20 protein-coding genes and 1 pseudogene are annotated in these 23748 nt (G+C 70.1%); 18 read left to right on the top strand and 3 right to left on the bottom strand.

What is annotated here, in order from left to right; genetic code table 11:
• The first annotated feature begins 160 nt into the window (after positions 1 to 160).
• The 5 genes from ACIQCZ_RS29945 (at position 161) to ACIQCZ_RS29925 (ending at position 6413) form a co-directional block, all read left to right on the top strand.
• Entirely contained in the window at positions 161 to 2017 is a 1857-nt protein-coding gene (locus ACIQCZ_RS29945; protein ID WP_402286593.1) for an acetolactate synthase large subunit, read from the top strand.
• A 22-nt stretch (positions 2018 to 2039) separates the two neighbouring features.
• Complete coding sequence (ilvN, locus tag ACIQCZ_RS29940; RefSeq protein ID WP_351080820.1) at positions 2040 to 2567, top strand: acetolactate synthase small subunit; 528 nt, start codon at positions 2040 to 2042, stop codon at positions 2565 to 2567.
• 313 nt (positions 2568 to 2880) lie between these two features.
• Positions 2881 to 3882, top strand: coding sequence for a ketol-acid reductoisomerase (gene ilvC / locus ACIQCZ_RS29935; RefSeq protein WP_037690024.1), 1002 nt, complete (start codon positions 2881 to 2883; stop codon positions 3880 to 3882).
• A gap of 273 nt (positions 3883 to 4155) precedes the next feature.
• Entirely contained in the window at positions 4156 to 5748 is a 1593-nt protein-coding gene (gene serA, locus ACIQCZ_RS29930; RefSeq protein WP_402286590.1) for a phosphoglycerate dehydrogenase, read from the top strand.
• Between the two features lie 77 nt (positions 5749 to 5825).
• Positions 5826 to 6413, top strand: coding sequence for a TetR/AcrR family transcriptional regulator (locus tag ACIQCZ_RS29925; RefSeq protein WP_402286589.1), 588 nt, complete (start codon positions 5826 to 5828; stop codon positions 6411 to 6413).
• Between the two features lie 428 nt (positions 6414 to 6841).
• On the opposite strand, the gene ACIQCZ_RS29920 is transcribed toward ACIQCZ_RS29925, so the two are convergent.
• Positions 6842 to 7984 (bottom strand): PucR family transcriptional regulator, encoded by a 1143-nt coding sequence (locus tag ACIQCZ_RS29920; RefSeq protein WP_402286587.1) that lies wholly within the window; start codon positions 7982 to 7984, stop codon positions 6842 to 6844.
• Between the two features lie 179 nt (positions 7985 to 8163).
• Here ACIQCZ_RS29920 and ACIQCZ_RS29915 point away from each other — a divergent pair, with 179 nt between their 5' ends.
• A complete protein-coding gene (locus ACIQCZ_RS29915; RefSeq protein ID WP_402286585.1) occupies positions 8164 to 9090 on the top strand; it encodes a proline dehydrogenase family protein in 927 nt (308 codons plus the stop codon).
• Positions 9091 to 9138: 48 nt separating this feature from the next.
• The gene (pruA, locus tag ACIQCZ_RS29910; RefSeq protein ID WP_402286582.1) at positions 9139 to 10770 is read left to right on the top strand and encodes an L-glutamate gamma-semialdehyde dehydrogenase; all 1632 of its coding nucleotides are present in this window, start codon (positions 9139 to 9141) and stop codon (positions 10768 to 10770) included.
• A 111-nt stretch (positions 10771 to 10881) separates the two neighbouring features.
• On the opposite strand, the gene ACIQCZ_RS29905 is transcribed toward pruA, so the two are convergent.
• Complete coding sequence (locus ACIQCZ_RS29905; RefSeq protein WP_376222138.1) at positions 10882 to 11592, bottom strand: nitroreductase family protein; 711 nt, start codon at positions 11590 to 11592, stop codon at positions 10882 to 10884.
• Between the two features lie 225 nt (positions 11593 to 11817).
• Between ACIQCZ_RS29905 and ACIQCZ_RS29900 the strand changes: the two genes are divergently transcribed.
• The 3 genes from ACIQCZ_RS29900 (at position 11818) to ACIQCZ_RS29890 (ending at position 13273) form a co-directional block, all read left to right on the top strand.
• The gene (locus ACIQCZ_RS29900) at positions 11818 to 12372 is read left to right on the top strand and encodes a GNAT family N-acetyltransferase (RefSeq protein WP_402286579.1); all 555 of its coding nucleotides are present in this window, start codon (positions 11818 to 11820) and stop codon (positions 12370 to 12372) included.
• A complete protein-coding gene (locus ACIQCZ_RS29895; RefSeq protein WP_402286576.1) occupies positions 12290 to 12961 on the top strand; it encodes a hypothetical protein in 672 nt (223 codons plus the stop codon). The genes ACIQCZ_RS29900 and ACIQCZ_RS29895 overlap by 83 nt, the downstream gene beginning before the upstream one ends.
• Positions 12962 to 13144: 183 nt before the next feature.
• Positions 13145 to 13273, top strand: a complete 129-nt coding sequence (locus tag ACIQCZ_RS29890) for a hypothetical protein (protein WP_351080802.1) — start codon at positions 13145 to 13147, stop codon at positions 13271 to 13273.
• Between the two features lie 165 nt (positions 13274 to 13438).
• Here ACIQCZ_RS29890 and ACIQCZ_RS29885 read toward each other — a convergent pair.
• A pseudogene (locus tag ACIQCZ_RS29885) lies at positions 13439 to 13729 on the bottom strand (phosphoesterase); the annotation flags it as partial.
• A gap of 107 nt (positions 13730 to 13836) precedes the next feature.
• Between ACIQCZ_RS29885 and ACIQCZ_RS29880 the strand changes: the two are divergent.
• The 8 genes from ACIQCZ_RS29880 (at position 13837) to cimA (ending at position 23737) form a co-directional block, all read left to right on the top strand.
• Positions 13837 to 14880 carry a 3-isopropylmalate dehydrogenase gene (locus ACIQCZ_RS29880; RefSeq protein WP_376272662.1) on the top strand — a complete coding sequence of 348 codons (1044 nt, stop codon included), beginning with the start codon at positions 13837 to 13839 and terminating at the stop codon, positions 14878 to 14880.
• Between the two features lie 236 nt (positions 14881 to 15116).
• Positions 15117 to 16205 carry a branched-chain amino acid aminotransferase gene (locus ACIQCZ_RS29875; protein WP_402286573.1) on the top strand — a complete coding sequence of 363 codons (1089 nt, stop codon included), beginning with the start codon at positions 15117 to 15119 and terminating at the stop codon, positions 16203 to 16205.
• A 205-nt stretch (positions 16206 to 16410) separates the two neighbouring features.
• The gene (ureA, locus tag ACIQCZ_RS29870; protein ID WP_402286570.1) at positions 16411 to 17091 is read left to right on the top strand and encodes an urease subunit gamma; all 681 of its coding nucleotides are present in this window, start codon (positions 16411 to 16413) and stop codon (positions 17089 to 17091) included.
• Complete coding sequence (locus tag ACIQCZ_RS29865) at positions 17088 to 18776, top strand: urease subunit alpha (protein ID WP_402286567.1); 1689 nt, start codon at positions 17088 to 17090, stop codon at positions 18774 to 18776. The genes ureA and ACIQCZ_RS29865 overlap by 4 nt, the downstream gene beginning before the upstream one ends.
• A gap of 19 nt (positions 18777 to 18795) precedes the next feature.
• A complete protein-coding gene (locus ACIQCZ_RS29860; RefSeq protein ID WP_402286565.1) occupies positions 18796 to 19809 on the top strand; it encodes an agmatine/peptidylarginine deiminase in 1014 nt (337 codons plus the stop codon).
• Positions 19810 to 19812: 3 nt separating this feature from the next.
• Positions 19813 to 20436, top strand: a complete 624-nt coding sequence (locus tag ACIQCZ_RS29855) for a TetR/AcrR family transcriptional regulator (protein ID WP_402286563.1) — start codon at positions 19813 to 19815, stop codon at positions 20434 to 20436.
• Positions 20437 to 20517: 81 nt separating this feature from the next.
• Positions 20518 to 21852 carry an MFS transporter gene (locus ACIQCZ_RS29850; protein ID WP_351080789.1) on the top strand — a complete coding sequence of 445 codons (1335 nt, stop codon included), beginning with the start codon at positions 20518 to 20520 and terminating at the stop codon, positions 21850 to 21852.
• Between the two features lie 277 nt (positions 21853 to 22129).
• Positions 22130 to 23737, top strand: coding sequence for a citramalate synthase (gene cimA, locus ACIQCZ_RS29845; protein ID WP_351080787.1), 1608 nt, complete (start codon positions 22130 to 22132; stop codon positions 23735 to 23737).
• The last annotated feature ends 11 nt before the right edge of the window (positions 23738 to 23748 follow it).

Below are 23748 nucleotides of genomic sequence, written 5' to 3'. Positions count from 1 at the left end.
GGAAAGCGCGTCGGCTGAAGCTGAGTCCCTCGTAGACACTCTGCAGACCACTCCGACGCGCTCCCCTCGCTTGCCTCACGGCACGAGGGGTTTTTTGTTGCACTGGAACCACGCAAAACGTCGCAAAACACCCGCAAGAACCCTCAGCTTCGAGAAGAGAATGCCGATGACCGAGCAGGCCACCGGGGCCCACCATCCCCAGCCGCGGGCCCGTAACGGCGGATCGTCCTCCGCCACCGTTGAGCACGTCACGGGTGCGCAGTCCCTCATCCGGTCTCTTGAGGAAGTGGGTGCCGACACGGTATTCGGCATTCCCGGCGGCGCCATCCTTCCGGCGTACGACCCGATGATGGACTCCACCCGGGTCCGTCATGTGCTGGTCCGCCACGAGCAGGGCGCGGGACACGCCGCCACCGGCTACGCGCAGGCCACCGGCAAGGTCGGCGTCTGCATGGCCACCTCGGGCCCCGGCGCCACCAACCTGGTCACGCCGATCGCCGACGCCCACATGGACTCCGTCCCGCTGGTCGCGATCACCGGCCAGGTCGCCTCCAAGGCCATCGGCACGGACGCCTTCCAGGAAGCCGACATCTGCGGCATCACCATGCCGGTCACCAAGCACAACTTCCTGGTCACCAGGGCCGAGGACATCCCGCACACCATCGCCGAGGCCTTCCACATCGCCTCCACCGGCCGTCCGGGCCCCGTCCTCGTCGACATCGCCAAGGACGCCCTCCAGGCGCAGACCACGTTCAGCTGGCCGCCCACCCAGGACCTGCCCGGCTACCGCCCGGTCACCAAGCCGCACGCCAAGCAGATCCGTGAAGCCGCCAAGCTGATCACCCAGGCCAGGCGCCCGGTGCTCTACGTCGGCGGCGGTGTCATCAAGGCGGGGGCCACCGCCGAACTGAAGGTCCTCGCCGAGCTCACCGGAGCGCCCGTCACCACCACACTGATGGCGCTCGGCGCATTCCCCGACAGTCACCCGCTGCACGTCGGAATGCCGGGCATGCACGGTGCGGTCACCGCCGTCACCGCGTTGCAGAAGGCCGACCTGATCGTCGCCCTCGGAGCCCGCTTCGACGACCGCGTCACCGGCAAGCTGGACAGCTTCGCCCCGTACGCCAAGATCGTCCACGCCGACATCGACCCGGCCGAGATCGGCAAGAACCGCGCCGCCGACGTCCCGATCGTGGGCGACGCCCGCGAGGTCCTGGCCGATCTGGTCCAGGCCGTCCAGGCCGAGCACAACGACGGCCACGTCGGTGACTACGCCGCCTGGTGGAAGGACCTCAACCGCTGGCGCGACACCTACCCGCTCGGCTACGACCTGCCCGAGGACGGCAGCCTCTCGCCGCAGCAGGTCATCCAGCGCATCGGACAGCTCGCCCCCGAGGGCACGATCTTCGCGGCGGGCGTCGGCCAGCACCAGATGTGGGCCTCGCACTTCATCCAGTACGAGCAGCCCGCCACCTGGCTGAACTCCGGCGGTGCCGGAACGATGGGTTACGCGGTCCCGGCCGCGATGGGCGCCAAGGCCGGCATGCCGGACCGCACGGTCTGGGCGATCGACGGCGACGGCTGCTTCCAGATGACCAACCAGGAACTCACCACCTGCGCGCTCAACAACATCCCGATCAAGGTCGCCATCATCAACAACGGCGCGCTCGGGATGGTCCGCCAGTGGCAGACCCTGTTCTACAACCAGCGGTACTCCAACACCGTGCTGCACTCCGGTGCCGACACCGAGGGCGTCCCGGCGAAGGGCACCCGCGTCCCCGACTTCGTCAAGCTGTCCGAGGCCATGGGCTGCCATGCGATCCGCTGCGAGGACCCGGCCGAGCTGGACAAGGTCATCGAAGAGGCCAACTCCATCAACGACCGCCCCGTCGTGATCGACTTCATCGTCCACGAGGACGCCATGGTGTGGCCGATGGTCGCCGCAGGCACCTCCAACGACGAGGTCATGGCCGCGCGGGGGGTCCGCCCCGACTTCGGCGACAACGAAGACGACTGAGAGACAGAGAGAGACCGACTCCATGTCCACCAAGCACACGCTCTCCGTCCTGGTCGAGAACAAGCCCGGTGTCCTCGCCCGGATCACCGCGCTGTTCTCCCGCCGCGGCTTCAACATCGACTCGCTCGCGGTCGGTACCACCGAACACCCCGACATCTCGCGCATCACCATCGTCGTCAGTGTCGAGGACCTGCCTCTTGAGCAGGTGACCAAGCAGCTCAACAAGCTGGTGAACGTCCTCAAGATCGTCGAACTGGAGCCGACCGCTGCGATCCAGCGTGAGCTCGTCCTGGTGAAGGTCCGCGCAGACAACGAGACCCGCTCCCAGATCGTCGAGATCGTCCAGCTGTTCCGCGCCAAGACCGTGGACGTCTCCCCGGAGGCCGTCACGATCGAGGCGACCGGCGGCGCCGACAAACTGGAGGCCATGCTCAAGATGCTGGAGCAGTACGGCATCAAGGAGCTGGTGCAGTCCGGCACCATCGCCATAGGGCGCGGCGCGCGCTCGATCACCGACCGTTCGCTGCGCGCCCTCGACCGCACGGCCTAGGGCGTGTTTCGAAAGTCCCGCCTGCCAGGCGGCGTCCGGCACGCACACTCGCTGCGTTGTCGGGCCCGCCCCGATACGACCGATATCGGGGCGACCCTCCGCCTTGCGATCGCACGCACCGGACGCCGCCTGGCCCGCCCTGCGGGCGGACGACGCTACTTTCGAAACACGCCCTAGCCCCGCACGGTCCCGGCCCGCTGCCGTGGCACCGGGGCGCCGCCCCCTCGCCGCCCGTATGGCGAGACCCGAAAACGCATCTCAAGCACCCCGCCGTACGGTGGGACGCAACACCTGCACACCAAGGAGAGACCCAGTGGCCGAGCTGTTCTACGACGACGATGCCGACCTGTCCATCATCCAGGGCCGCAAGGTCGCGGTCATCGGCTACGGCAGCCAGGGCCACGCCCACGCGCTGTCGCTGCGTGACTCGGGTGTCGACGTCCGTGTCGGTCTGCACGAGGGCTCCAAGTCCAAGGCCAAGGCCGAGGAGCAGGGCCTGCGCGTGGTGACCCCGTCCGAGGCCGCAGCCGAGGCCGACGTCATCATGATCCTCGTCCCGGACCCGATCCAGGCCCAGGTCTACGAGGAGTCCATCAAGGACAACCTCAAGGACGGCGACGCGCTGTTCTTCGGCCACGGCCTGAACATCCGCTTCGACTTCATCAAGCCGCCGGCCAACGTCGACGTCTGCATGGTCGCCCCGAAGGGTCCGGGCCACCTGGTCCGCCGTCAGTACGAGGAGGGCCGCGGCGTTCCCTGCATCGTGGCCGTCGAGCAGGACGCCTCGGGCAATGGCCTGGCGCTCGCCCTGTCGTACGCGAAGGGCATCGGCGGCACCCGCGCCGGCGTCATCAAGACGACCTTCACCGAGGAGACCGAGACCGACCTCTTCGGTGAGCAGGCCGTGCTCTGCGGCGGTACCGCCGCTCTGGTCAAGGCCGGTTTCGAGACCCTGACCGAGGCCGGTTACCAGCCGGAGATCGCGTACTTCGAGTGCCTGCACGAGCTGAAGCTCATCGTGGACCTCATGTACGAGGGCGGCCTGGAGAAGATGCGCTGGTCCATCTCGGAGACCGCCGAGTGGGGCGACTACGTCACCGGCCCGCGGATCATCACGGACGCCACCAAGGCGGAGATGAAGAAGGTCCTCGCGGAGATCCAGGACGGCACCTTCGCCAAGAACTGGATGGCCGAGTACCACAACGGTCTGCCCAAGTACAACGAGTACAAGAAGGCGGACAGCGACCACCTCCTGGAGACCACCGGCCGCGAGCTGCGCAAGCTCATGAGCTGGGTCAACGACGAGGACGCGTAACACCGACGCCCCCGCGGGGCGGGTCCGAGGACCTGCCCCCGGGGGCGTTCTCCTTCACCGCTGGAAGAGGCGGCGCCGTACGTGTGTACAAGTCGTCCACCCCCGTGTGGGTGATCCTTCCATCGGGGCGCAGTATGCGCCCTGGCGCATGACTACACTTCTCCACACATACACGCGTCAGGCCCACAGTGTCGTGCGTCTTCCACGCGGCAAGCCCCTCCACCGCCTGCGGCCGTCGGGACGGCCGTCCGCACTGGACCTGTGAGGACTCACGTGAGCTCGAAACCTGTCGTACTCATCGCTGAAGAGCTGTCGCCTGCCACGGTTGACGCCCTGGGTCCGGATTTCGACATCCGGCACTGCAACGGCGCGGACCGCGCCGAACTCCTCCCCGCGATCGCCGACGTCGACGCCATCCTGGTGCGCTCCGCCACCAAGGTCGACGCCGAGGCCATCGCCGCCGCGAAGAAGCTCAAGGTCGTCGCCCGCGCAGGCGTCGGTCTGGACAACGTCGACGTCTCCGCCGCCACCAAGGCCGGCGTGATGGTCGTCAACGCACCGACGTCCAACATCGTCACCGCCGCCGAGCTGGCCTGCGGTCTGCTGGTCGCCACCGCGCGCAACATCCCGCAGGCCAACACCGCCCTCAAGAACGGCGAGTGGAAGCGCTCCAAGTACACCGGCGTCGAGCTGAGCGAGAAGACCCTCGGCGTCGTCGGCCTCGGCCGCATCGGTGTCCTGGTCGCGCAGCGCATGTCGGCCTTCGGCATGAAGATCGTCGCGTACGACCCCTATGTGCAACCCGCGCGCGCCGCCCAGATGGGCGTCAAGCTGCTCGCGCTGGACGAGCTGCTGGAGGTCGCCGACTTCATCACCGTGCATCTGCCCAAGACCCCCGAGACGATCGGCCTGATCGGCCACGAGGCGCTGCACAAGGTGAAGCCCTCGGTGCGTATCGTCAACGCCGCGCGCGGTGGCATCGTCGACGAGGAGGCGCTCGCCTCCGCCCTGAAGGAGGGCCGGGTCGCCGGCGCCGGTCTCGACGTGTACGCGAAGGAGCCCTGCACGGACTCCCCGCTGTTCGAGTTCGACCAGGTGGTCTGCACCCCGCACCTCGGCGCCTCCACCGACGAGGCCCAGGAGAAGGCGGGCATCGCGGTCGCCAAGTCCGTACGGCTGGCCCTCGCCGGTGAGCTGGTGCCGGACGCGGTCAACGTCCAGGGCGGTGTGATCGCCGAGGACGTGCGTCCGGGCCTGCCGCTCGCCGAGAAGCTCGGCCGGATCTTCACCGCGCTCGCGGGCGAGGTCGCGGTCCGCCTCGACGTCGAGGTGTACGGCGAGATCACCCAGCACGACGTCAAGGTGCTCGAACTCTCCGCGCTCAAGGGCGTCTTCGAGGACGTCGTCGACGAGACCGTGTCCTATGTCAACGCGCCGCTCTTCGCGCAGGAGCGCGGTGTCGAGGTCCGCCTCACGACCAGCTCCGAGTCGCCGGACCACCGCAATATGGTCACCGTGCGCGGCACGCTCTCGGGCGGCGAGGAGGTCTCGGTCTCCGGCACGCTCGCCGGGCCCAAGCACCTCCAGAAGATCGTCGCCGTCGGCGAGTACGACGTGGACCTGGCGCTGGCCGACCACATGGTGGTGCTGCGTTACGAGGACCGTCCCGGTGTCGTCGGCACGGTCGGCCGGATTCTCGGCGAGGCCGGTCTGAACATCGCGGGCATGCAGGTCTCGCGGACGGGCGCGGGCGGCGAGGCGCTGGTCGTGCTCACCGTCGACGACGACGTCCCGTCGTCGGTGCTCGCCGAGATCGCCACGGAGATCGGTGCCGCGTCGGCCCGCACGGTGAACCTGACCGACTGACGGCCCCCGGCCTCGCGTACCCGGTATCTAGACGTGTGTTTTACACAAACGTCTGTGTGCCGGGTACGCTGCTTTCCATGGGACATCGTGAGGATCTGCTCGAAGGCGCCAAGCGCTGCCTGCTGGACAAGGGGTACGCCCGGACGACCGCCCGTGACATCGTGGCCGCCTCCGGTACGAATCTCGCCTCCATCGGCTACCACTACGGTTCGAAGGAGGCCCTGCTCAATCTCGCCTTCCTCAAGGTGACGGAGGAGTGGGGCGATGTGCTCACCGAGCAGCCGGACGAGGTCGCGGAGGCCGACGGCGGGCCCCGGTCGCCGCTGGACCAGTTCCGCGACACCTGGGAGCGGGTGATCGAGAGCTATGAGCAGACCCGATCCGTCTGGCAGCTCCAGATGGAGGTCGTCTCCCGGATCGACCAGGACCCCGAGCTGAAGCAGGCCCTGGTGGGTCCGCAGCGCGAGGGCCGTGACGGGCTCGCCGAGAACATGCTCGGCATCGACCCGGAGACGGACCCGGAGAAGGCGCGGGTGGCGGGGCTGTTCTGCCAGGCGCTGCTCGCCGGGGTGATGGTGCAGTGGCTGATGGACAGTGATTCGGCACCTTCCGCCCAGGACCTGACGGACGGGCTGAAGGCGGTCCTGGAGGGGCGGGTGCGGTAGCGGGGGCGTATACGGGCAGGGTCTGCGGCAGCGGCTTCGCAGTCGGGCGCCGGACGGGGGCGCCGGTGCCGGGGCGGCGGGCCCGGCACCGTTTACGCCGGGCGGGTGCGGAGAGGTGCCGGCGCCGGGTCGGCGCATCCGGTCCGGCGCGGTGATCCGGTCATGTCCCCTGCGTACCAGCCGAGTTGGAAGCGGGTCGCAGCCTCCGCCCGTCACGGCCTCGCCCACGATGGGCAGTGGGAGAAGGAGCGGCGTCCGGGGCCTTCGGATCCGAGGCGGAGGAGGGAGTCGGATGGGGTCTCCCCTGCTCGAACGCGGATGAGAGCTCGGGGAAGGAGCTTCGGCGACTGACGACAACGCCTGAGGTGGAGGTCCCGGACGCCGCGACGCCGCTGCCCGTCGTGGGCGAGGCCGTAAGGCGCGCCGGGTCAGAGGCGCGCGCCCTTGAGCGCCATGTGCAGCAGCAGCCGGTCCTCGCCGTCGTTCAGATCGAGGCCGGTGAGCCGTTCGACCCGGGAGAGCCGGTAGTAGAGCGTCTGGCGATGGATGCCGAGCGCGGCGGCCGTCCGGGACGCCTGGCCCGCGCAGTCGAGGAACACCTCGGCGGTGCGGGCCAGATCCCTGTGCGACGGGGTGAGCAGGGCGCGGACCGCGGGGTCGGCGTGCGCCTGGGCGGGGAGAGCGGTCAGCATCCGGTACGGGCCGATCGCCGACCACTCGGCGACCGGGCCGAAGCGGGACTCGGCCGCCGCCGCGCGGGCCGCGGCCGACGCCTCGTGCCAGGCCCCGGCCAGGTCCGCCAGCCCCCGCCGGGGCACCGCGACCCCGGCGGCCGCGTCCCGGCCCGCGCCGGCGCGCAGCCGGTCCGCGGCGCCGAGCGCCGGGTCGAGGACATCGGTGGAGCGCAGCCGGATCAGCGCGGCCAGCGAGGGGGCCCCGGTCACCTCCGGAGCGGGGACCGAGGACAGGGCGGCCGCCGCCGACACCGTGCGGACCGACGGCGGATCGTCCGGCCACGGGGTCACGCACACCACCGTGTGCAGCCCCTCCGCGTCCCGGCCCAGCGCCTCCTGCAGCGCGGCCACCGCCATGTCGCGCTGCCAGCCCCGTGCGGCGGTGAGGACCGCACCGAACTCCCGGGACAGATCCGTGCCCGCCCGCGCCTCGTCGGAGAGCAGCCCCCCGATCCGGGTCGCCACCTCCATCGCCGCCGCCAGCTGTTCGTCCGTCGGTCCGGGGTCCGCGTCGAGCAGCCACACGTAACCGAGCACGACACCCCGATGGCGCACCGGCAGGCAGATCCGGTCCCGGAACACCCCGGCCTCCGGGGCGGCCGGAATCCGGACCGGGCCGATGGCGCGGGCGATGCCGAAGCCCTCGAACCAGGCGCGGACCGCGGGCGTTGAGCGCCGGGTCAGGATCGAGCGGGTGCGGACCGGGTCCATCGCCGTGTCGTCGTCGCTGTCGTGCGCGCCGAAGGCGACCAGGCCGAAATCCCGGTTCTCCAGCGTCGCGGGGGCGCCGAGCAGCCCGGAGATCTCGTCGACCAGCTCCTGGTAATCGCCCTTCACCCGGTCATTCTCGCACCCCTTCAGACATATGTCTGAGAACCCGGGAACGGATGCGTGACAGCTGTCGATGGCACACGATCGGAGGGATCCTTAGATTTCACGGTGGTTCTCCGTGCTGTACCGCTTTGTTCCCCCTCTGCCGGTACGGCCTTCGTTCGTACTTTCCGTGGAGGTGCCCCGTGCTGGGTCCCGTGATTCTCGCCGCGTCCCGCAGCGACAGGATGCGCCGTTTCATCTCGGCCGCACCTGGCACCAAGCAGGTCGTCGACCGGTTCATCGCCGGTGAGACCGTCGACCAGGTCGTCCGGGTCGTCGAGGACGCCGCCGACAAGGGTCTCGAAGTCACCCTCGACGTGGTCGGCGAGGACATCACCACCCCCGAGCAGGCCGCCGCCGCCCGCGACGCCTACCTCGAACTGGTCGACCGTCTCAAGGATCTGGGCCTGGGCACCAGGGCCGAGATGTCCGTCAAGCTCTCGATGTTCGGCCAGTCGCTGGACGGGGGCCACGAGCTGGCGCTCGCCAACGTCCGCCCGGTCGTCGAGGCCGCCGCCGCGATCGGCACCACGGTCACGCTGGACGCCGAGGACCACACCACCCTCGACTCGATGTTCGCCATCCACGAGGAACTGCGGAAGGACTTCCCGCAGACCGGCTGCGTGATCCAGGCCTACCTGTTCCGCACCGAGGAGGACGCCCGCCGCCTGGCCGCCGCCGGCAGCCGCGTCCGCATCGTGAAGGGCGCCTACAAGGAGCCCGCCTCCGTCGCCTACCAGGACAAGGCCGAGATCGACAAGGCGTACGTCCGCATCCTGAAGACCCTGATGGAGGGCGAGGGTTACCCGATGATCGGGTCGCACGACCCGCGTCTGATCGCCATCTCCCAGGAGCTGGCCCGCAAGGCAGGGCGCAAGCTGGACGAGTACGAGTTCCAGATGCTGTACGGCATCCGCAGCGACGAGCACGTCCGGCTCGCGGCCGAGGGCCACCGGATGCGCGTCTACACGGCTTACGGAACCGACTGGTACGGCTACTTCATGCGCCGTCTCGCGGAGAAGCCGGCGAACCTGCTGTTCTTCGGCCGCTCCATCCTCACCAAGGGCTGACCTGCCCGGGCTGACCCCCACCCCCTGACACAAGGAGACAAGGCACTCATGGACGCTGTGACCCAGGTCCCCGCGCCGGTCAACGAGCCGGTCCACTCCTACGCCCCGGGCTCCCCGGAGCGCGCCCGCCTGGAGGCGAAGCTCAAGGAGCTCGGCCAGAACCCGATCGACCTTCCGATGACCATCGGCGGCGAGAAGCGGATGGGCGGCGGCGAGCGCTTCGACGTCGTGCAGCCGCACAACCACAAGGCCGTCATCGGTACCTTCGCCGCTGCCACGCAGCAGGACGCCCAGGACGCGATCGACGCCGCCCTGGCCGCCGCCCCGGCCTGGCGCGCGATGTCCTTCGACGACCGCGCCGCGATCATCCTGCGCGCCGCCGAGCTGCTGTCCGGTCCCTGGCGCGAGACGCTGGCCGCGTCCACGATGCTCGGCCAGTCGAAGACCGCCCAGCAGGCCGAGATCGACACCCCCTGCGAGCTCGTCGACTTCTGGCGCTTCAATGTGCACTACGCGCGCCAGATCCTCGCCGAGCAGCCCCCGGCCAACTCGCCGGGCGTGTGGAACCGCATGGACCACCGCCCGCTGGAGGGCTTCGTCTACGCGATCACGCCGTTCAACTTCACCGCCATCGCGGGCAACCTGCCCACCGCCCCCGCCCTCATGGGCAACGTCGTGGTGTGGAAGCCGTCCCCGACGCAGACCCACGCCGCCGTGCTGCTGATGCAGCTCCTGGAAGAGGCGGGCCTGCCCAAGGGCGTCATCAACCTGGTGACGGGCGACGGCATCGCCGTCTCCGAGGTGGCCCTGAACCACCGCGACCTGGCCGGTATCCACTTCACCGGCTCGACCCCCACCTTCCAGCACCTGTGGAAGACGGTCGGCAACAACATCGCCAACTACCGCACCTACCCGCGGCTCGTCGGCGAGACGGGCGGCAAGGACTTCGTCGTCGCCCACCCGTCGGCCGACCACGCCGTCCTGAAGACCGCGCTGACCCGTGGCTCCTTCGAGTTCCAGGGCCAGAAGTGCTCGGCCTCGTCCCGTGCGTACATCCCGGCCTCCATCTGGAACTCCGGTTTCAAGGAGAAGTTCGCCGCCGAGGTCGACTCCATCACCATGGGTGACGTCACCGACCTGTCGAACTTCATCGGCGCCGTCATCGACGAGCGCTCGTTCGCCAAGAACAAGGCCGCGATCGACCGCGCCAAGTCGGACCCGTCCTGCACGATCATCGCGGGCGGCACGTACGACGACTCGGTGGGCTACTTCGTCCGTCCGACCGTCATCGAGTGCACCGACGCCACGAACGAGGTCTTCACGACCGAGTACTTCGGCCCGATCCTCGCCGTGCACGTCTACGAGGACGACAAGTACGACGAGATGCTGGAGCAGATGGAGTCGGTCTCCGACTACGCGCTGACCGGTTCCGTCATCGCGAACGACCGCGCCGCGGCCGCGCACACCATGGAGAAGCTGCGGTACGCCGCGGGCAACTTCTACATCAACGACAAGTCGACCGGCGCCGTCGTCGGCCAGCAGCCCTTCGGCGGCGGCCGTGCCTCGGGTACCAACGACAAGGCCGGTGCCCCGCAGAACCTGCAGCGCTGGACCCTGACCCGGGCCATCAAGGAGACGCTGGTCCCGCCGACCGACTACACCTACCCCCACCAGGGCTGACCCCTCCGGGGCGCCGCACCCCGGCGCCCCGCCACGAGTCCCGCCTCCCGCCCGGTTCCCCTGCCGGCCGGGAGGCGGTTTCCATCCGGACCGGCGTTCGGACCGGCGGGTTCAGATCTCCACGAGCACCTGGTCCAAGGACTTCCGCACCAGGCCGGGCACCTCGCAGTCGTCCGCCGGATACCCGACCGGGATCACCGCGAACGCCTTCTCGTTCTCCGGGCGGTCCAGCACCTCCCGCAGGAACCGCATCGGGCTCGGCGTGTGGATCAGCGCGGCCAGGCCCGCCAGGTGCAGGGCCGAGAGCAGCATCCCGACCGCGATCCCGACGGACTCGTCGACGTAGTAGTGCTTGCGCCGGGTGCCGTCCTCGCCCATCCAGTACCGCTGCTGGAACACCACGACGAGGGCCGGGGCATCCGTCATGTGCGCCTTGACGGAATCCGTGCCCAGCGGCCGCAGCGCCGCCAGCCACTCCTCGCCGAGCCTGCCGTCGTAACTGATCCGCTCCTCGTGCTCGGCCGCCTCCCGGATGCGCCGCCGCACCTCGGGGTCCTTGACCAGGACGAACGTCCACGGCTGCTGATGGGCGCCGGACGGGGCGGTCGCGGCGCAGGCGATCGCGTCCTTCACGACCTGCTCCGGCACGGGATCCGCGGAGAACCGGCGTACGGTTCTGCGCTCGTCCATCCGCCGTCGCAACTCCGCGGAACGGGAAAGGGACTCATCGGCCGGGGCCCGCTCGGGACGGTAGGGGACCGGCCGGTACGGCTCTCCATGGGTGGGGGTCCACCGCGGGGGCAGGGCTGTGGTGTCAGACATGTCGGCAGTGTGGCGCCGACGGCAGGTCCGGACCAGGGGGCCGTCGGACAGAAACGGCGCGCCCGGCCGGTCGGTGTCCGCAGAGCGGGCAGGTCATGGGCCCGCACCGGGCCCGGGAGCGGGGCGGCCGTTCCGGGCGCCGACTCCGTGGGGCGCACGGCCCCGGCACGTGACGGGGTACGGGGCCCCACCCCGGCGGCCGTGGCGTCCGGGAGGATGGAGCGCATGACCGAGCCGATCGACCCGATCCTGCGCACCACGCACACCCACCGGCTGACCCCCGCCGACCTCGACGAGATCCGCGCCCTCCTGGACACCGCCTTCGAGGGGGAGTTCAGCGCCGACGACTGGGACCACGCCCTCGGCGGCATCCACGCCCTCGTGCGGGACGACAGCGGGCTCCTCGCGCACGGCAGCGTCGTCCAGCGCCGGGTGATCCACGAGGACCGCTCGTACCGGGTCGGCTACGTGGAGGCCGTGGCCGTCCGCGCCGACCGGCGCCGGGAGGGGCTCGGCGGGCGGGTGATGGCCGCGCTGGAACAGGTCGTCGACGGGGCGTACGTCTTCGGGGCCCTGTCCGCGTCGGCCGCGGGGGCGGCGCTGTACGCGGGACGCGGCTGGCAGGTGTGGCCGGGACGGATCGCCGTGCAGGGAAGGCACGGGGTGGAGATGCTGCCGGACGAGGAGGGCAGCACCTATGTCCGCGGCGGGACCGGCCGCGTGCTGCCCCGGGTGTCCGGGACCCTGGTCTTCGACTGGCGGGACGGGGACGTGCTCTGAGCGGAGCCCGCCCGTCGCCGGAACCCGCACCCCGGCGTCCCGCGACGCGTGGCCGGCTCCCTGCAGCGCGCCCGCGGCGAGCGCGGAGTCCGAGGCGCTGTGGACGGAGCATCGGGTGGCGCCCGGCCGCGCGGAGCACAAGCGGTTCCCGCATCAGGTCGTCGGGCTCCTGGGCCTGGAGTGCGAGGTGCTGCTCGGTGCGGCCTGCGGGCAGAGCCTGGTCATCCATACGGCGCGGCCGGGCGGCGAGGCCCACGAGCGGCTGCGACTGCTGCGCGTGGTGGGGGCGCAGGAGTTCGGTCAGCGCGTGGGACGAGTCCCGGGGGCGCTCCCGATGGCGTCCCGTGGTCCCGGCATGGTGATCAGGCCGCTGCCGTCACCCGGAACAGCACCGGGCACGGCCGGGATCACCGCTTCCGGGCCGGGGCGTCCGACGTGCTGGATCGGCCATGTCACCGCCTCTGATCAGGCACGATCGCTCACGGTCCGGGCCCTGGTCCGGGAACTGCGGGCGGTCAGCCGCAAACCTCCGTCTCAGATAGTAGGAAGTCCGAGTAATTGTGGAGACAGACCGGCCGGACTGCCTTAGCTTTGTAGAAGCCGAACGTCTCGCTAGATCCAGCGACTGGCGGTCGTGAGCGCGCGCCCCCTGCAGGCAACCCCTGCGGCGCCCGCTTCCCGCCCCTTCCGGCGCCTCGAAATCCCGATCTCGAAATCACTTTCACGGTTTTTCGATCTCGAAATCCTCGCGATCTCAAGGAGTCGATCCACCATGGCCGAGACGACTGTCCGCCGCGTCCGTCACACCCACCGTCCGACCCAGTCGGAGCGCAAGAACGCCGCCGCCGCCCTGCAGCGGGCCCTCGACCGCCGGGACAACGGCGGCTCCACGGGCCACTGAGACGGGTCGCCCGTACGGGGCGTCGGTACGAGTCGCCTGTACGAGGTGGCTGTACGAGCCGCCTGTACGCGCCGCCGAGAGACCGGCGGCGCGCCCCGATCGGCTGCCGGGCCGGTCGGCGGGACCGGCCAGGGGAGCGCCGCTCCGCCGGGCCTCGGCGGGTGCTCAGCCGCGGCCGGTCTCGAAGTGGTCGATCCGTTCGCCCGACTCGGCGAGCGCGGTGACCTTCATCCGGGCGTGCCGGCCGGGTTCCACCTCCACCGCCAGGAGCGAGAAGCCGGTGCAGCGCACCCGCGACCACTCCACGGTCCCGCTCGCCTTCCCGCCGCCCGGCACCCAGGCGTCGCGCACCCCGCCGTCCGAGGCGTGCGCGTTGGTCGTCGAGAAGGCGCAGTGGTGGAAGGAGACCACGACGAAGTCGATGCCGTGACGGGCCCGCAGAACATCCACCCGCCGCCCGACGCCGTCCCGTCGAGTGGGTGAACGGTACACGTACAGCTCCCCATGTGTCCGTATGGTGGACGTGACATGTCATGGGGTGGGACGCGCAGTAAGGTGCGGACATGTCTCGCAGCATCAATCTCGCAGTGATCCCCGGTGACGGTATCGGCCAGGAGGTCGTGGCCCAGGGCCTCAAGGTCCTCAACGCTGTTCTCCCGCAGGATGTGAAGCTGGAGACCAAGGAGTACGACCTCGGCGCCCGGCGCTGGCACCGTACCGGCGAAACCCTTCCGGACGCGGAGCTGGCAGCCCTCAAGGGCCACGACGCCATCCTGCTCGGCGCGATCGGTGACCCCTCCGTGCCCTCCGGTGTGCTGGAGCGCGGGCTCCTGCTGAAGCTGCGGTTCGCCTTCGACCACTTCATCAACCTGCGGCCGTCGAAGCTGTTCCCGAACACCGCGACCCCGCTGGCCGGCCGTCCGGACATCGACTTCGTCGTCGTCCGCGAAGGCACCGAGGGCCCGTACACGGGCAACGGCGGTTCGCTGCGCACCGGTACGCCGGCCGAGGTCGCCACCGAGGTCAGCGTGAACACCGCGTACGGCGTCGAGCGCGTCGTCCGTGACGCCTTCGAGCGGGCGAACTCCCGCCCGCGCAAGAAGCTGACGCTGGTTCACAAGAACAACGTCCTCGTGTACGCGGGCCACATGTGGAAGAACATCTTCGACCGGGTCGCGACCGAGTACCCCGAGGTCACCACCGACTATCTGCACGTCGACGCCGCGACGATCTTCTTCGTCACCCAACCGGAGCGCTTCGACGTCATCGTTACCGACAACCTCTTCGGTGACATCCTCACCGACCTCGCCGCTGCCGTGACCGGCGGCATCGGCCTGGCCGCGTCCGGCAACATCAACCCGACGGGCACCTTCCCGTCGATGTTCGAGCCGGTTCACGGCTCTGCCCCCGACATCGCGGGCCAGGGCAAGGCCGACCCGACCGCCACGGTTCTCTCCGTCGCCCTCCTGCTGCGCCACCTCGGCTACGAGGCCGAGGCCGTGCGCATCGAGGACGCCGTCTCCGCCGACCTCGCGGAGCGCGACGGTGCGACGACCCGTACGACCGATCAGATCGGCGACGCGCTCGCGGTACGAGTAGCGAGCTGACCCGACGACTTTGTTTCGAAGCCGCCGGGTCGCAATCGCACCCGGCGGCTTCTCCTGTGCGGCCCCGGGTGCAACCATCGACCACGGACCGCATTCGCGTCATTTCGTGCACGGCCACCCGGGAGCGATAATCGAACGGGGCCGTAGCTCGCACTGAAGCTCGGACGTCCTAGCACCTGCCCGGCAGGAGCGGCGCGAGCGCGGTCCAACACACACGACGTGAAGGACACGCACTCATGACGACGCCCACGATCGAGCTCAAGCCCTCCTCGAATCCGCTGTCCGACGCGGAGCGCGAGGCGATCCTGGTCAAGCCCGGATTCGGCCGCTACTTCACCGATCACATGGTGACGATCAAGTGGACCGAAGGCCGCGGCTGGCACGACGCCCAGCTCGTCCCGTACGCACCGCTGTCGATCGACCCCGCCAACATGACCCTGCACTACGCGCAGGAGATCTTCGAGGGCCTCAAGGCCTACCGCCAGCCCGACGGCTCGGTCGCCACGTTCCGTCCCGAGGCCAACGCCAAGCGCTTCCAGGCGTCCGCGCAGCGGCTCGCCATGCCGGAACTGCCCGTCGAGACGTTCATCGCGGCCTGTGACGCGCTCGTCCAACAGGACAAGGCATGGGTTCCGACGCACGGCGGCGAGGAGTCGCTCTACCTGCGCCCGTTCATGATCGCGACCGAGGTCGGTCTCGGGGTGAAGCCCGCCAACGAGTACCTGTTCCTGGTCATCGCCTCGCCCGCCGGCGCGTACTTCCCCGGTGGCGTCAAGCCGGTCTCGATCTGGCTCTCGGAGAACCGGGTGCGGGCCGTCCCCGGCGGCATGGGCGACGCCAAGACCGGCGGCAACTACGCCGCGTCCCTGCTCGCCCAGGCCGAGGCCACCGCGAAGGGCTGCGACCAGGTCGCGTACCTCGACGCGGTCGAGCACAAGTGGGTCGAGGAGCTCGGCGGGATGAACCTGTACTTCGTGTACGGGAACAAGATCATCACCCCGGCCCTGACCGGCTCGCTGCTCGCCGGCGTCACCCGTGACTCGCTGCTCAAGGTCGCCCGCGACCTCGGCTACGAGTCCGAGGAGGGCCGCGTCTCGATCGACCAGTGGCGGGCCGACACCGAGAACGGCACCCTCACCGAGGTCTTCGCCTGCGGCACCGCCGCCGTCATCACCCCCGTCGGCACCGTCAAGTCCGCGGGCGGCGAGTGGGCCCAGAGCGACGGCGTGCCCGGCGAGGTCACGGTGAAGCTGCGCGAGCGTCTGCTCGACATCCAGCGCGGCATCGTCGAGGACACCCACGGCTGGATGCACCCGCTCGGCTAGTGCCCCTCCCGGCCAGGGCCGGTCACGGCACTGGCCGACCTCGTCCGTCGTCCGCGCGAAGGCCGCGCCCGGTTCCGGGCGCGGCCTTCGTCGTGTGCCCGAAACGGTCGCACTGTTGGAGCGCTGCTCAAAAGTGACGCGATCGAACTTTTGCTCACCCCTGTCTCACGGTTAGAGTGCTGCTCTAAACAGGAGGTGTTCTGGCGTGCGACTGACCCCGACGGAACGTGACCGGTTGCTGCTGTTCAGTGCCGCCGAACTGGCTCGGGCCCGCCGCGCCCGAGGGCTGAGGCTGAACGTGCCCGAGGCGACCGCTCTGATCGCGGACACGGTCTGCGAGGCGGCCCGCGACGGGCGCAGGCTCGCGGAGGCCATCGCGGCGGGGCGGTCCGTGCTCGGCCCCGACGACGTGCTGCCCGGGGTCGCCGACGTCGTCACCGAGGTCCATGTGGAGGCCGTCTTCGACGACGGTTCGCGGCTCGCCGTCGTCTCCCGGCCCCTGGGCGACGGGCTCGGCGACGAGGCGCCCGGCGCCGTCGTCCCCGGCCCCGCCACGCCCGAGCCGGAGCCCGCGGCGCGGCTGACCGTCCACAACACGGCGACCGTCCCGGTCTCCGTCACGTCGCACTTCCACTTCTTCGAGGCCAACCCGCGGCTCGACTTCGACCGGGCCGCGGCGTACGGGATGCGGCTGTGCGTCCCCGCCGGATCCTCCGTCCGCTTCGGGCCGGGGGAGTCGGTCGAGGTCGGTCTCGTGCCCATCGGCGGTGACCGGATCGCCGTCGGGTTCGCCGGTCTGGTGGACGGGCCGCTGGACGCGCCCGGCGCACGCGAGGAGGCCCTGCGGCGCGCAGCGGCCTGTGGATATCTGGGAGCCGAGCGATGAGCATCGATCCGTACGAGTACGCCTCCGTGCACGGCCCGCGCGCCGGGGACCGGGTCAGACTCGGTGACTCCGGGCTGACCGTCCGCGTGGAGTCCGACGCGCAGCGGTACGGCGAGGAGTTCCTCGCCGGATTCGGCAAGACCGCCCGCGACGGGCTGCACCTCAAGGCCGCGGCCGTCCGGGACACCTGTGACGTCGTCATCAGCAATGTGCTGGTCATCGACGCCGTGCAGGGCATCCGCAAGGTCTCGATCGGTATCCGCGAGGGCCGGATCGCGGCCATCGGACGGGCCGGCAATCCCGACACGCTCGATGGCGTCGACGTCGTCGTCGGTACGGGGACGACCATCGTCTCCGGTGAGGGAATGATCGCGACGGCGGGCGCCGTCGACACCCATGTCCATCTGCTCTCGCCACGGATCATGGAGGCCTCGCTCGCCTCCGGCGTCACCACGATCATCGGCCAGGAGTTCGGCCCGGTCTGGGGTGTCGGCGTCAACTCGCCGTGGGCCCTGCGCCACGCCTTCAACGCCTTCGACGCCTGGCCGGTCAACATCGGCTTCCTGGGCCGCGGATCGTCCTCCCACCGGGCCCCGCTGGTCGAGGCGCTCGCGGAGGGCGGGGCCTGCGGCTTCAAGGTCCACGAGGACATGGGCGCCCACACCCGTGCCCTGGACACCGCGCTGCGGGTCGCCGAGGAGCACGACGTGCAGGTCGCCCTGCACAGCGACGGGCTGAACGAGTGCCTGTCGGTCGAGGACACCCTGCGGGTCCTGGAGGGCCGCACCATCCACGCCTTCCACATCGAGGGCTGCGGCGGCGGTCACGTCCCCAACGTCCTGAAGATGGCGGGCGTCGAGAACGTCATCGGCTCGTCCACCAATCCGACGCTGCCCTTCGGCCGGGACGCCGTCGCCGAGCACTACGGGATGATCGTCTCCGTACACGACCTCAAGACGGACCTGCCGGGCGACGCGGCCATGGCCCGCGACCGCATCCGCGCCGGGACGATGGGCGCCGAGGACGTCCTGCACGACCTGGGTGCCATCGGCATCACCTCCTCCGACGCGCAGGGCATGGGACGGGCCGGCGAGACGGTGCGCCGCACCTTCGCGATGGCCGGGAAGATGAAGGCCGAGCTCGGCCCGATGGACGGCGACGGCCCCGCGGACGACAACGCCCGGGTGCTGCGCTACATCGCGAAGCTCACCATCAACCCCGCCATCGCCCACGGCCTCTCGCACGAGATCGGCTCCATCGAGACCGGCAAGCTCGCCGACATCGTGCTGTGGCGTCCGGAGTTCTTCGGCGCGAAACCACAGCTCGTGCTGAAGTCCGGCTTCCCGGCGTACGGGGTCACCGGCGACCCGAACGCCGCCACCGACACCTGCGAACCCCTCGTCCTCGGGCCGCAGTTCGGGGCGTACGGAGCCACCGCGGCCGATCTCTCCGTGGCCTTCGTCTCGCAGGCCGCCACGCAGCTCGGCGCCGACCAGATGCCCACGCGCCGACGCCGCGTCGGGGTGCGCGGCACCCGCGGCATCGGCCCCGGCGACCTCGTCCACAACTCCCGCACCGGAGAGGTCGCCGTGGACGCCCGCAGCGGCCTGGTCACCCTGGACGGCGATCCGCTGCGCTCCGAGCCCGCCGACTCCGTCTCCCTCAACCGTCTCTACTTCCTCTGACGCCCCCCTAGGACACTTCATGACCTTCCGCATGCCGCCCGAGTGGGCCCCGCACGAACGCACCTGGATGGCCTGGCCGGGCCCCAACCCCACCTTCGACACCGACGCCGAACTGGACGAGGCGCGCGCCGCCTGGGCCACCGTCGCCCGCGCGGTCCGCCGCTTCGAACCCGTCACGATGGTCGTCGGCCCCGGCCAGGAGGACAGCGCCCGCGCCCTCCTCGGCCCGGACATCGAGCTGGCCGTCCGCCCGCTCGACGACGCCTGGATGCGGGACATCGGTCCCACTTTCGTCACCGACGGGCGCCGACTGGCCGCGGTCGACTGGACGTTCAACGGCTGGGGCGCCCAGGACTGGGCCCGCTGGGAGCACGACCGGCACATCGCCCGCTCCGTCGCCGAGCTCGCCGCCGTACCCGTGCACAGCTCCACGCTCGTCAACGAGGGCGGCGCCATCCACGTCGACGGCGAGGGCACCGTCCTGCTCACCGAGACCGTCCAGCTCGGCAAGGAACGCAACCCCGAGTGGAGCCGCGCGCAGGTCGAGGCCGAGATCCACGCCCGGCTCGGCACCGAGAAGGCCATCTGGCTGCCCCGCGGGCTAGCCGGTGACTACGGGATGTACGGCACCCTCGGTCATGTCGACATCGTCGCCGCCTTCGTCCGCCCCGGCACGGTCGTCGCCCATGTCCAGCCGGACCCGGCCCACCCCGATCACGAGATCACCCGGGAGACCGTCCGCGTCCTGCGCGCCGCGACCGACGCCAGGGGCCGCTCCCTCAACGTCGTGGAGGTCCTGGCACCCACCGTGCTGGAGGCCGACGGCGAGTGGGTCGACTACTCCTACATCAATCACTACCTCTGCAACGACGGCGTGATCCTCTGCGCCTTCGACGACCCGCGCGACAAGGAAGCGGCGGCCGTCTTCGGCGAGCTGTTCCCCGACCGTACGGTGACCCTCGTCGACGCACGTACGATCTTTGCCGGCGGTGGAGGCATCCACTGCATCACCCAGCAGCAGCCGAAGGTCTGAACCGTGCCCCCCGCTCCACGCCGTCGCAACACCGCCCCGCCCCGCGAGGAACTGCTGGCCGCCGCCATGGCCACCATCGCCGAACGGGGTCTGGACGGCCTCACGATGGCCGGTCTCGGCCGTGAGGTCGGCATGAGCAGCGGACATCTCCTCTACTACTTCCGCACCAAGGACGAGCTGCTGCTCCAGGCCCTGGAGTGGAGCGAGGGACGGCTCGGCGCACAGCGGCGCACCCTGCTGTCCGGGCGGGTGACGGTGCGCGAACGGCTGGACGCGTACATCGATCTGTACCTTCCCGACGGTCACCGCGATCCGCACTGGACGCTCTGGCTGGAGGTCTGGAACCGTTCGCGGAGCGCGGACGACGACGCACGCGCCCGGCAGGCCGCGATCGAGGGCGCCTGGCACCGCGACCTGGTGGCGCTGCTGGCCGAGGGCGCCTCGCGCGGCGAGTTCCGCACGGTCGACGCCGAGCGGTTCGCGACCCGGCTGCGCGCCCTGCTCGACGGGTTCAGCGTCCATGTCGCCGTCGGCATCCCCGGCACCGGACGCTCCCAAGTTCTCGAACAGGTCAGGGAGTTCATCGACGATTCGCTCATCGCCGATCAGCCGCACCCACCGCGGTGAACGAAACGTACGTAAGTACGCGTGATCGTTGCCCGCCCGGCCCTTGTTGTGCTCCCGCCCGTTCGGGCACGGTGACGGACCATGGGACGAGAGCAGTGGAAGAAGATCTGGGTCGGCTCGGCGGGCAACATGGTCGAGTGGTTCGACTGGTTCGTGTACGCGACCTTCGCGGTCTACTTCGCGGATTCGTTCTTCCCCGAAGGCAATGAGACCGCCAATCTCATGAACACCATGGGCATCTTCGCCGTCGGCTTCTTCATGAGGCCGGTCGGCGGCTGGATGCTCGGCCGCATCGGTGACCGCAGGGGCCGCAAGGCGGCGCTCACCCTCACCGTCACCCTCATGTCGGCCTCCGCGATCCTCATCGCCGTCGCGCCGACGTACGACGTCGCCGGATACGGCGGGGTCGCCGTCCTGCTGGTGGCCAGGCTGCTCCAGGGCCTCTCCGTCGGGGGCGAGTACGCCGCCAGCGCCACCTATCTGACCGAGGCGTCCGCGCCCCACCGGCGCGGCTTCGCCTCCAGCTTCCAGTACGTGTCCATGACCGCGGGCCAGCTCATCGGCCTCGGCCTCCAGATCGTCCTGCAGCGCAACATGTCCGACGCGGCGCTGCACAGCTGGGGCTGGCGCATCCCGTTCATCGTCGGTGCGCTCGGCGCCGCGGTCGTCTTCTATCTGCGCCGCTCCATGCTGGAGACCGAGGTGTACGCGGAGTCCGGCGCCGCCGAGCAGGCGGACCGCGGCACGCTGAAGGCGCTGTGGCAGCACAAGCGCGAGGCGTTCCTGGTGATGGCGCTGACCATGGGCGGGACCGTGGCGTACTACACGTACACGACGTACCTCACCAAGTTCCTCTCCAAGAGCGCGGGCATGGAGAAGTCCACCGCCTCGCTCGTCAGCTTCTGCGCCCTGTTCGTCTTCATGTGCATCCAGCCCCTGGCCGGTCTGCTCTCCGACCGGATCGGCCGCCGCCCGCTGCTGATCACCTTCGCGATCGGCTCCACCTTCCTGACCGTGCCGATCATGACGATGCTCAGGCACGCCGGCACCTTCTGGCCCGCCTTCGGCCTGGCGCTGCTCGCCCTGGTCGTCGTCACCGGGTACACCTCGATCAACGCCTGTGTGAAGGCCGAACTCTTCCCGACCGGCGTCCGGGCCCTGGGCGTCGCCCTCCCGTACGCCATCGCCAACGCGCTCTTCGGCGGCACCGCCGAATACGTGGCGCTCTGGTTCAAGAAGGCGGGCGTCGAGTCCGGCTTCTACTGGTACGTGGCGGGCTGCGCCGCGGTCTCCCTGGTCGTCTACCTGACCATGCGCGAGACCCGCGACATCGACCTGGGCCGGGTCGGCGCCGACGAGTCCGCGCACGGGCGGACGGAACCGTCCGGCGCGACGAGTGCGACGCCCGCATCCTGAGACGGGGCACGGCACGGAGGCGGCCCTGTGCAAGACTGCTTCCGTGCCCTCGTTCGTCATGATTATTGGCAACAGGCGCGCCGGTCCGCAGTGACCGTCCGTACCACCATGTACGGCACGGCCACCGTGCCCCAGACCCGCGCGCAGACCTCTCGCACCCGCGAGGGGTTTTTTCGTTTTCCGGCCCTCACCTCGGCCGGGACGAGGCGCGCGGGATGATGGGGGCAAGTGGAGCCTGAACGTCCGGATCCACTCATCCGACAGGAGTCAGACCAGCATGACCACCAAGGCCAAGGCCACCGACGACAGTTTCCATGTCTTCGACACCACGCTGCGCGACGGCGCCCAGCGTGAAGGCATCAACCTGACGGTCGCGGACAAGCTGACCATCGCCCGGCACCTGGACAACTTCGGCGTGGGCTTCATCGAGGGAGGCTGGCCCGGCGCCAACCCCCGCGACACCGAGTTCTTCGCCCGCGCCCAGCGGGAGATCGAGTTCGAGAACGCTGAGCTGGTCGCCTTCGGCGCGACCCGCAGGGCCGGCGGCAAGGCATCCGAGGACCCGCAGGTCAAGGCGTTGCTGGAGTCCGGCGCCCCCGTGATCACGCTGGTCGCGAAGTCCCACGACCGTCATGTGGAGCTCGCGCTGCGCACCACCCTCGAAGAGAACCTGGAGATGGTCCGCGACACCGTCTCCTTCCTCCGCGAGCAGGGCCGCCGGGTCTTCGTGGACTGCGAGCACTTCTTCGACGGCTACCGCGCCAATCCCGAGTACGCGAAGTCCGTCGTCCGCGTCGCCCACGAGGCCGGCGCCGACGTCGTGATCCTCTGCGACACCAACGGCGGCATGCTTCCCGCCCAGGTCCAGGCCGTCGTCTCCACCGTGCTCGCCGACACCGGCGCCCGACTCGGCATCCATGCCCAGGACGACACCGGCTGCGCCGTCGCCAACACCCTCGCCGCCGTCGACGCGGGCGCCACCCACGTCCAGTGCACCGCCAACGGATACGGCGAGCGGGTCGGCAACGCCAACCTCTTCCCCGTCGTCGCCGCCCTGGAACTGAAGTACGGCAAGACCGTCCTGCCCGAGGGCGCCCTCGCCGACATGACCCGCGTCTCGCACGCGATCGCCGAGGTCGTCAACCTGACGCCCTCCACCCACCAGCCCTATGTGGGTGTTTCCGCCTTCGCCCACAAGGCCGGACTGCACGCCTCCGCGATCAAGGTCGACCCCGATCTGTACCAGCACATCGATCCCGCACTGGTCGGCAACACCATGCGGATGCTGGTCTCCGACATGGCCGGCCGCGCCTCCATCGAGCTCAAGGGCAAGGAGCTCGGCATCGACCTCGGCGGCGACCGCGAACTCGTCGGCCGGGTCGTCGAGCGCGTCAAGGAACGCGAGCTCAAGGGCTACACGTACGAGGCCGCCGACGCCTCCTTCGAGCTGCTGCTGCGCGCCGAGGCCGAGGGGCGGGTACGCCGCTACTTCCGCACCGAGTCCTGGCGCGCCATCGTCGAGGACCGCCCCGACGGCACGCACGCCAACGAGGCGACCGTGAAGCTCTGGGCCAAGGGCGAGCGCATCGTCGCCACCGCCGAGGGCAACGGCCCGGTCAACGCGCTCGACCGGGCTCTGCGCGTCGCCCTGGAGCGGATCTACCCGCAGCTCGCCAAGCTGGAGCTGGTCGACTACAAGGTCCGCATCCTCGAAGGCCGCACCGGCACCGAGTCCACCACCCGAGTCCTCATCACCACGGGCGACGGCAACGGCGACTGGGCGACGGTCGGCGTCGCGGAGAACGTCATCGCGGCGTCCTGGCAGGCGCTGGAGGACGCCTACACGTACGGGCTGCGCCGGGCCGGGATCGAGCCGACGGAGTAGACGGCGTTCGT

The sequence above is a fragment of the Streptomyces sp. NPDC093149 genome (assembly GCF_044754145.1).
Classification (GTDB): domain Bacteria; phylum Actinomycetota; class Actinomycetes; order Streptomycetales; family Streptomycetaceae; genus Streptomyces.
The sequence above is the reverse complement of the archived record's forward strand: the minus strand, read 5'-3'. Positions and strand labels throughout refer to the sequence as shown.

Coding starts and splice junctions, on each gene's coding strand:
- ACIQCZ_RS29875 (WP_402286573.1), top strand. CDS start 15,117: ATGACGACGCCCACGATCGAGCTCAAGCCCTCCTCGAATCCGCTGTCC.
- ACIQCZ_RS29850 (WP_351080789.1), top strand. CDS start 20,518: ATGGGACGAGAGCAGTGGAAGAAGATCTGGGTCGGCTCGGCGGGCAAC.
- ilvN (WP_351080820.1), top strand. CDS start 2,040: ATGTCCACCAAGCACACGCTCTCCGTCCTGGTCGAGAACAAGCCCGGT.
- ACIQCZ_RS29925 (WP_402286589.1), top strand. CDS start 5,826: ATGGGACATCGTGAGGATCTGCTCGAAGGCGCCAAGCGCTGCCTGCTG.
- ACIQCZ_RS29865 (WP_402286567.1), top strand. CDS start 17,088: ATGAGCATCGATCCGTACGAGTACGCCTCCGTGCACGGCCCGCGCGCC.
- ACIQCZ_RS29945 (WP_402286593.1), top strand. CDS start 161: ATGCCGATGACCGAGCAGGCCACCGGGGCCCACCATCCCCAGCCGCGG.
- ACIQCZ_RS29890 (WP_351080802.1), top strand. CDS start 13,145: ATGGCCGAGACGACTGTCCGCCGCGTCCGTCACACCCACCGTCCGACC.
- pruA (WP_402286582.1), top strand. CDS start 9,139: ATGGACGCTGTGACCCAGGTCCCCGCGCCGGTCAACGAGCCGGTCCAC.
- ACIQCZ_RS29895 (WP_402286576.1), top strand. CDS start 12,290: ATGTCCGCGGCGGGACCGGCCGCGTGCTGCCCCGGGTGTCCGGGACCC.
- ACIQCZ_RS29905 (WP_376222138.1), bottom strand. CDS start 11,592: ATGTCTGACACCACAGCCCTGCCCCCGCGGTGGACCCCCACCCATGGA.
- ACIQCZ_RS29880 (WP_376272662.1), top strand. CDS start 13,837: ATGTCTCGCAGCATCAATCTCGCAGTGATCCCCGGTGACGGTATCGGC.
- ACIQCZ_RS29900 (WP_402286579.1), top strand. CDS start 11,818: ATGACCGAGCCGATCGACCCGATCCTGCGCACCACGCACACCCACCGG.
- cimA (WP_351080787.1), top strand. CDS start 22,130: ATGACCACCAAGGCCAAGGCCACCGACGACAGTTTCCATGTCTTCGAC.
- ACIQCZ_RS29860 (WP_402286565.1), top strand. CDS start 18,796: ATGACCTTCCGCATGCCGCCCGAGTGGGCCCCGCACGAACGCACCTGG.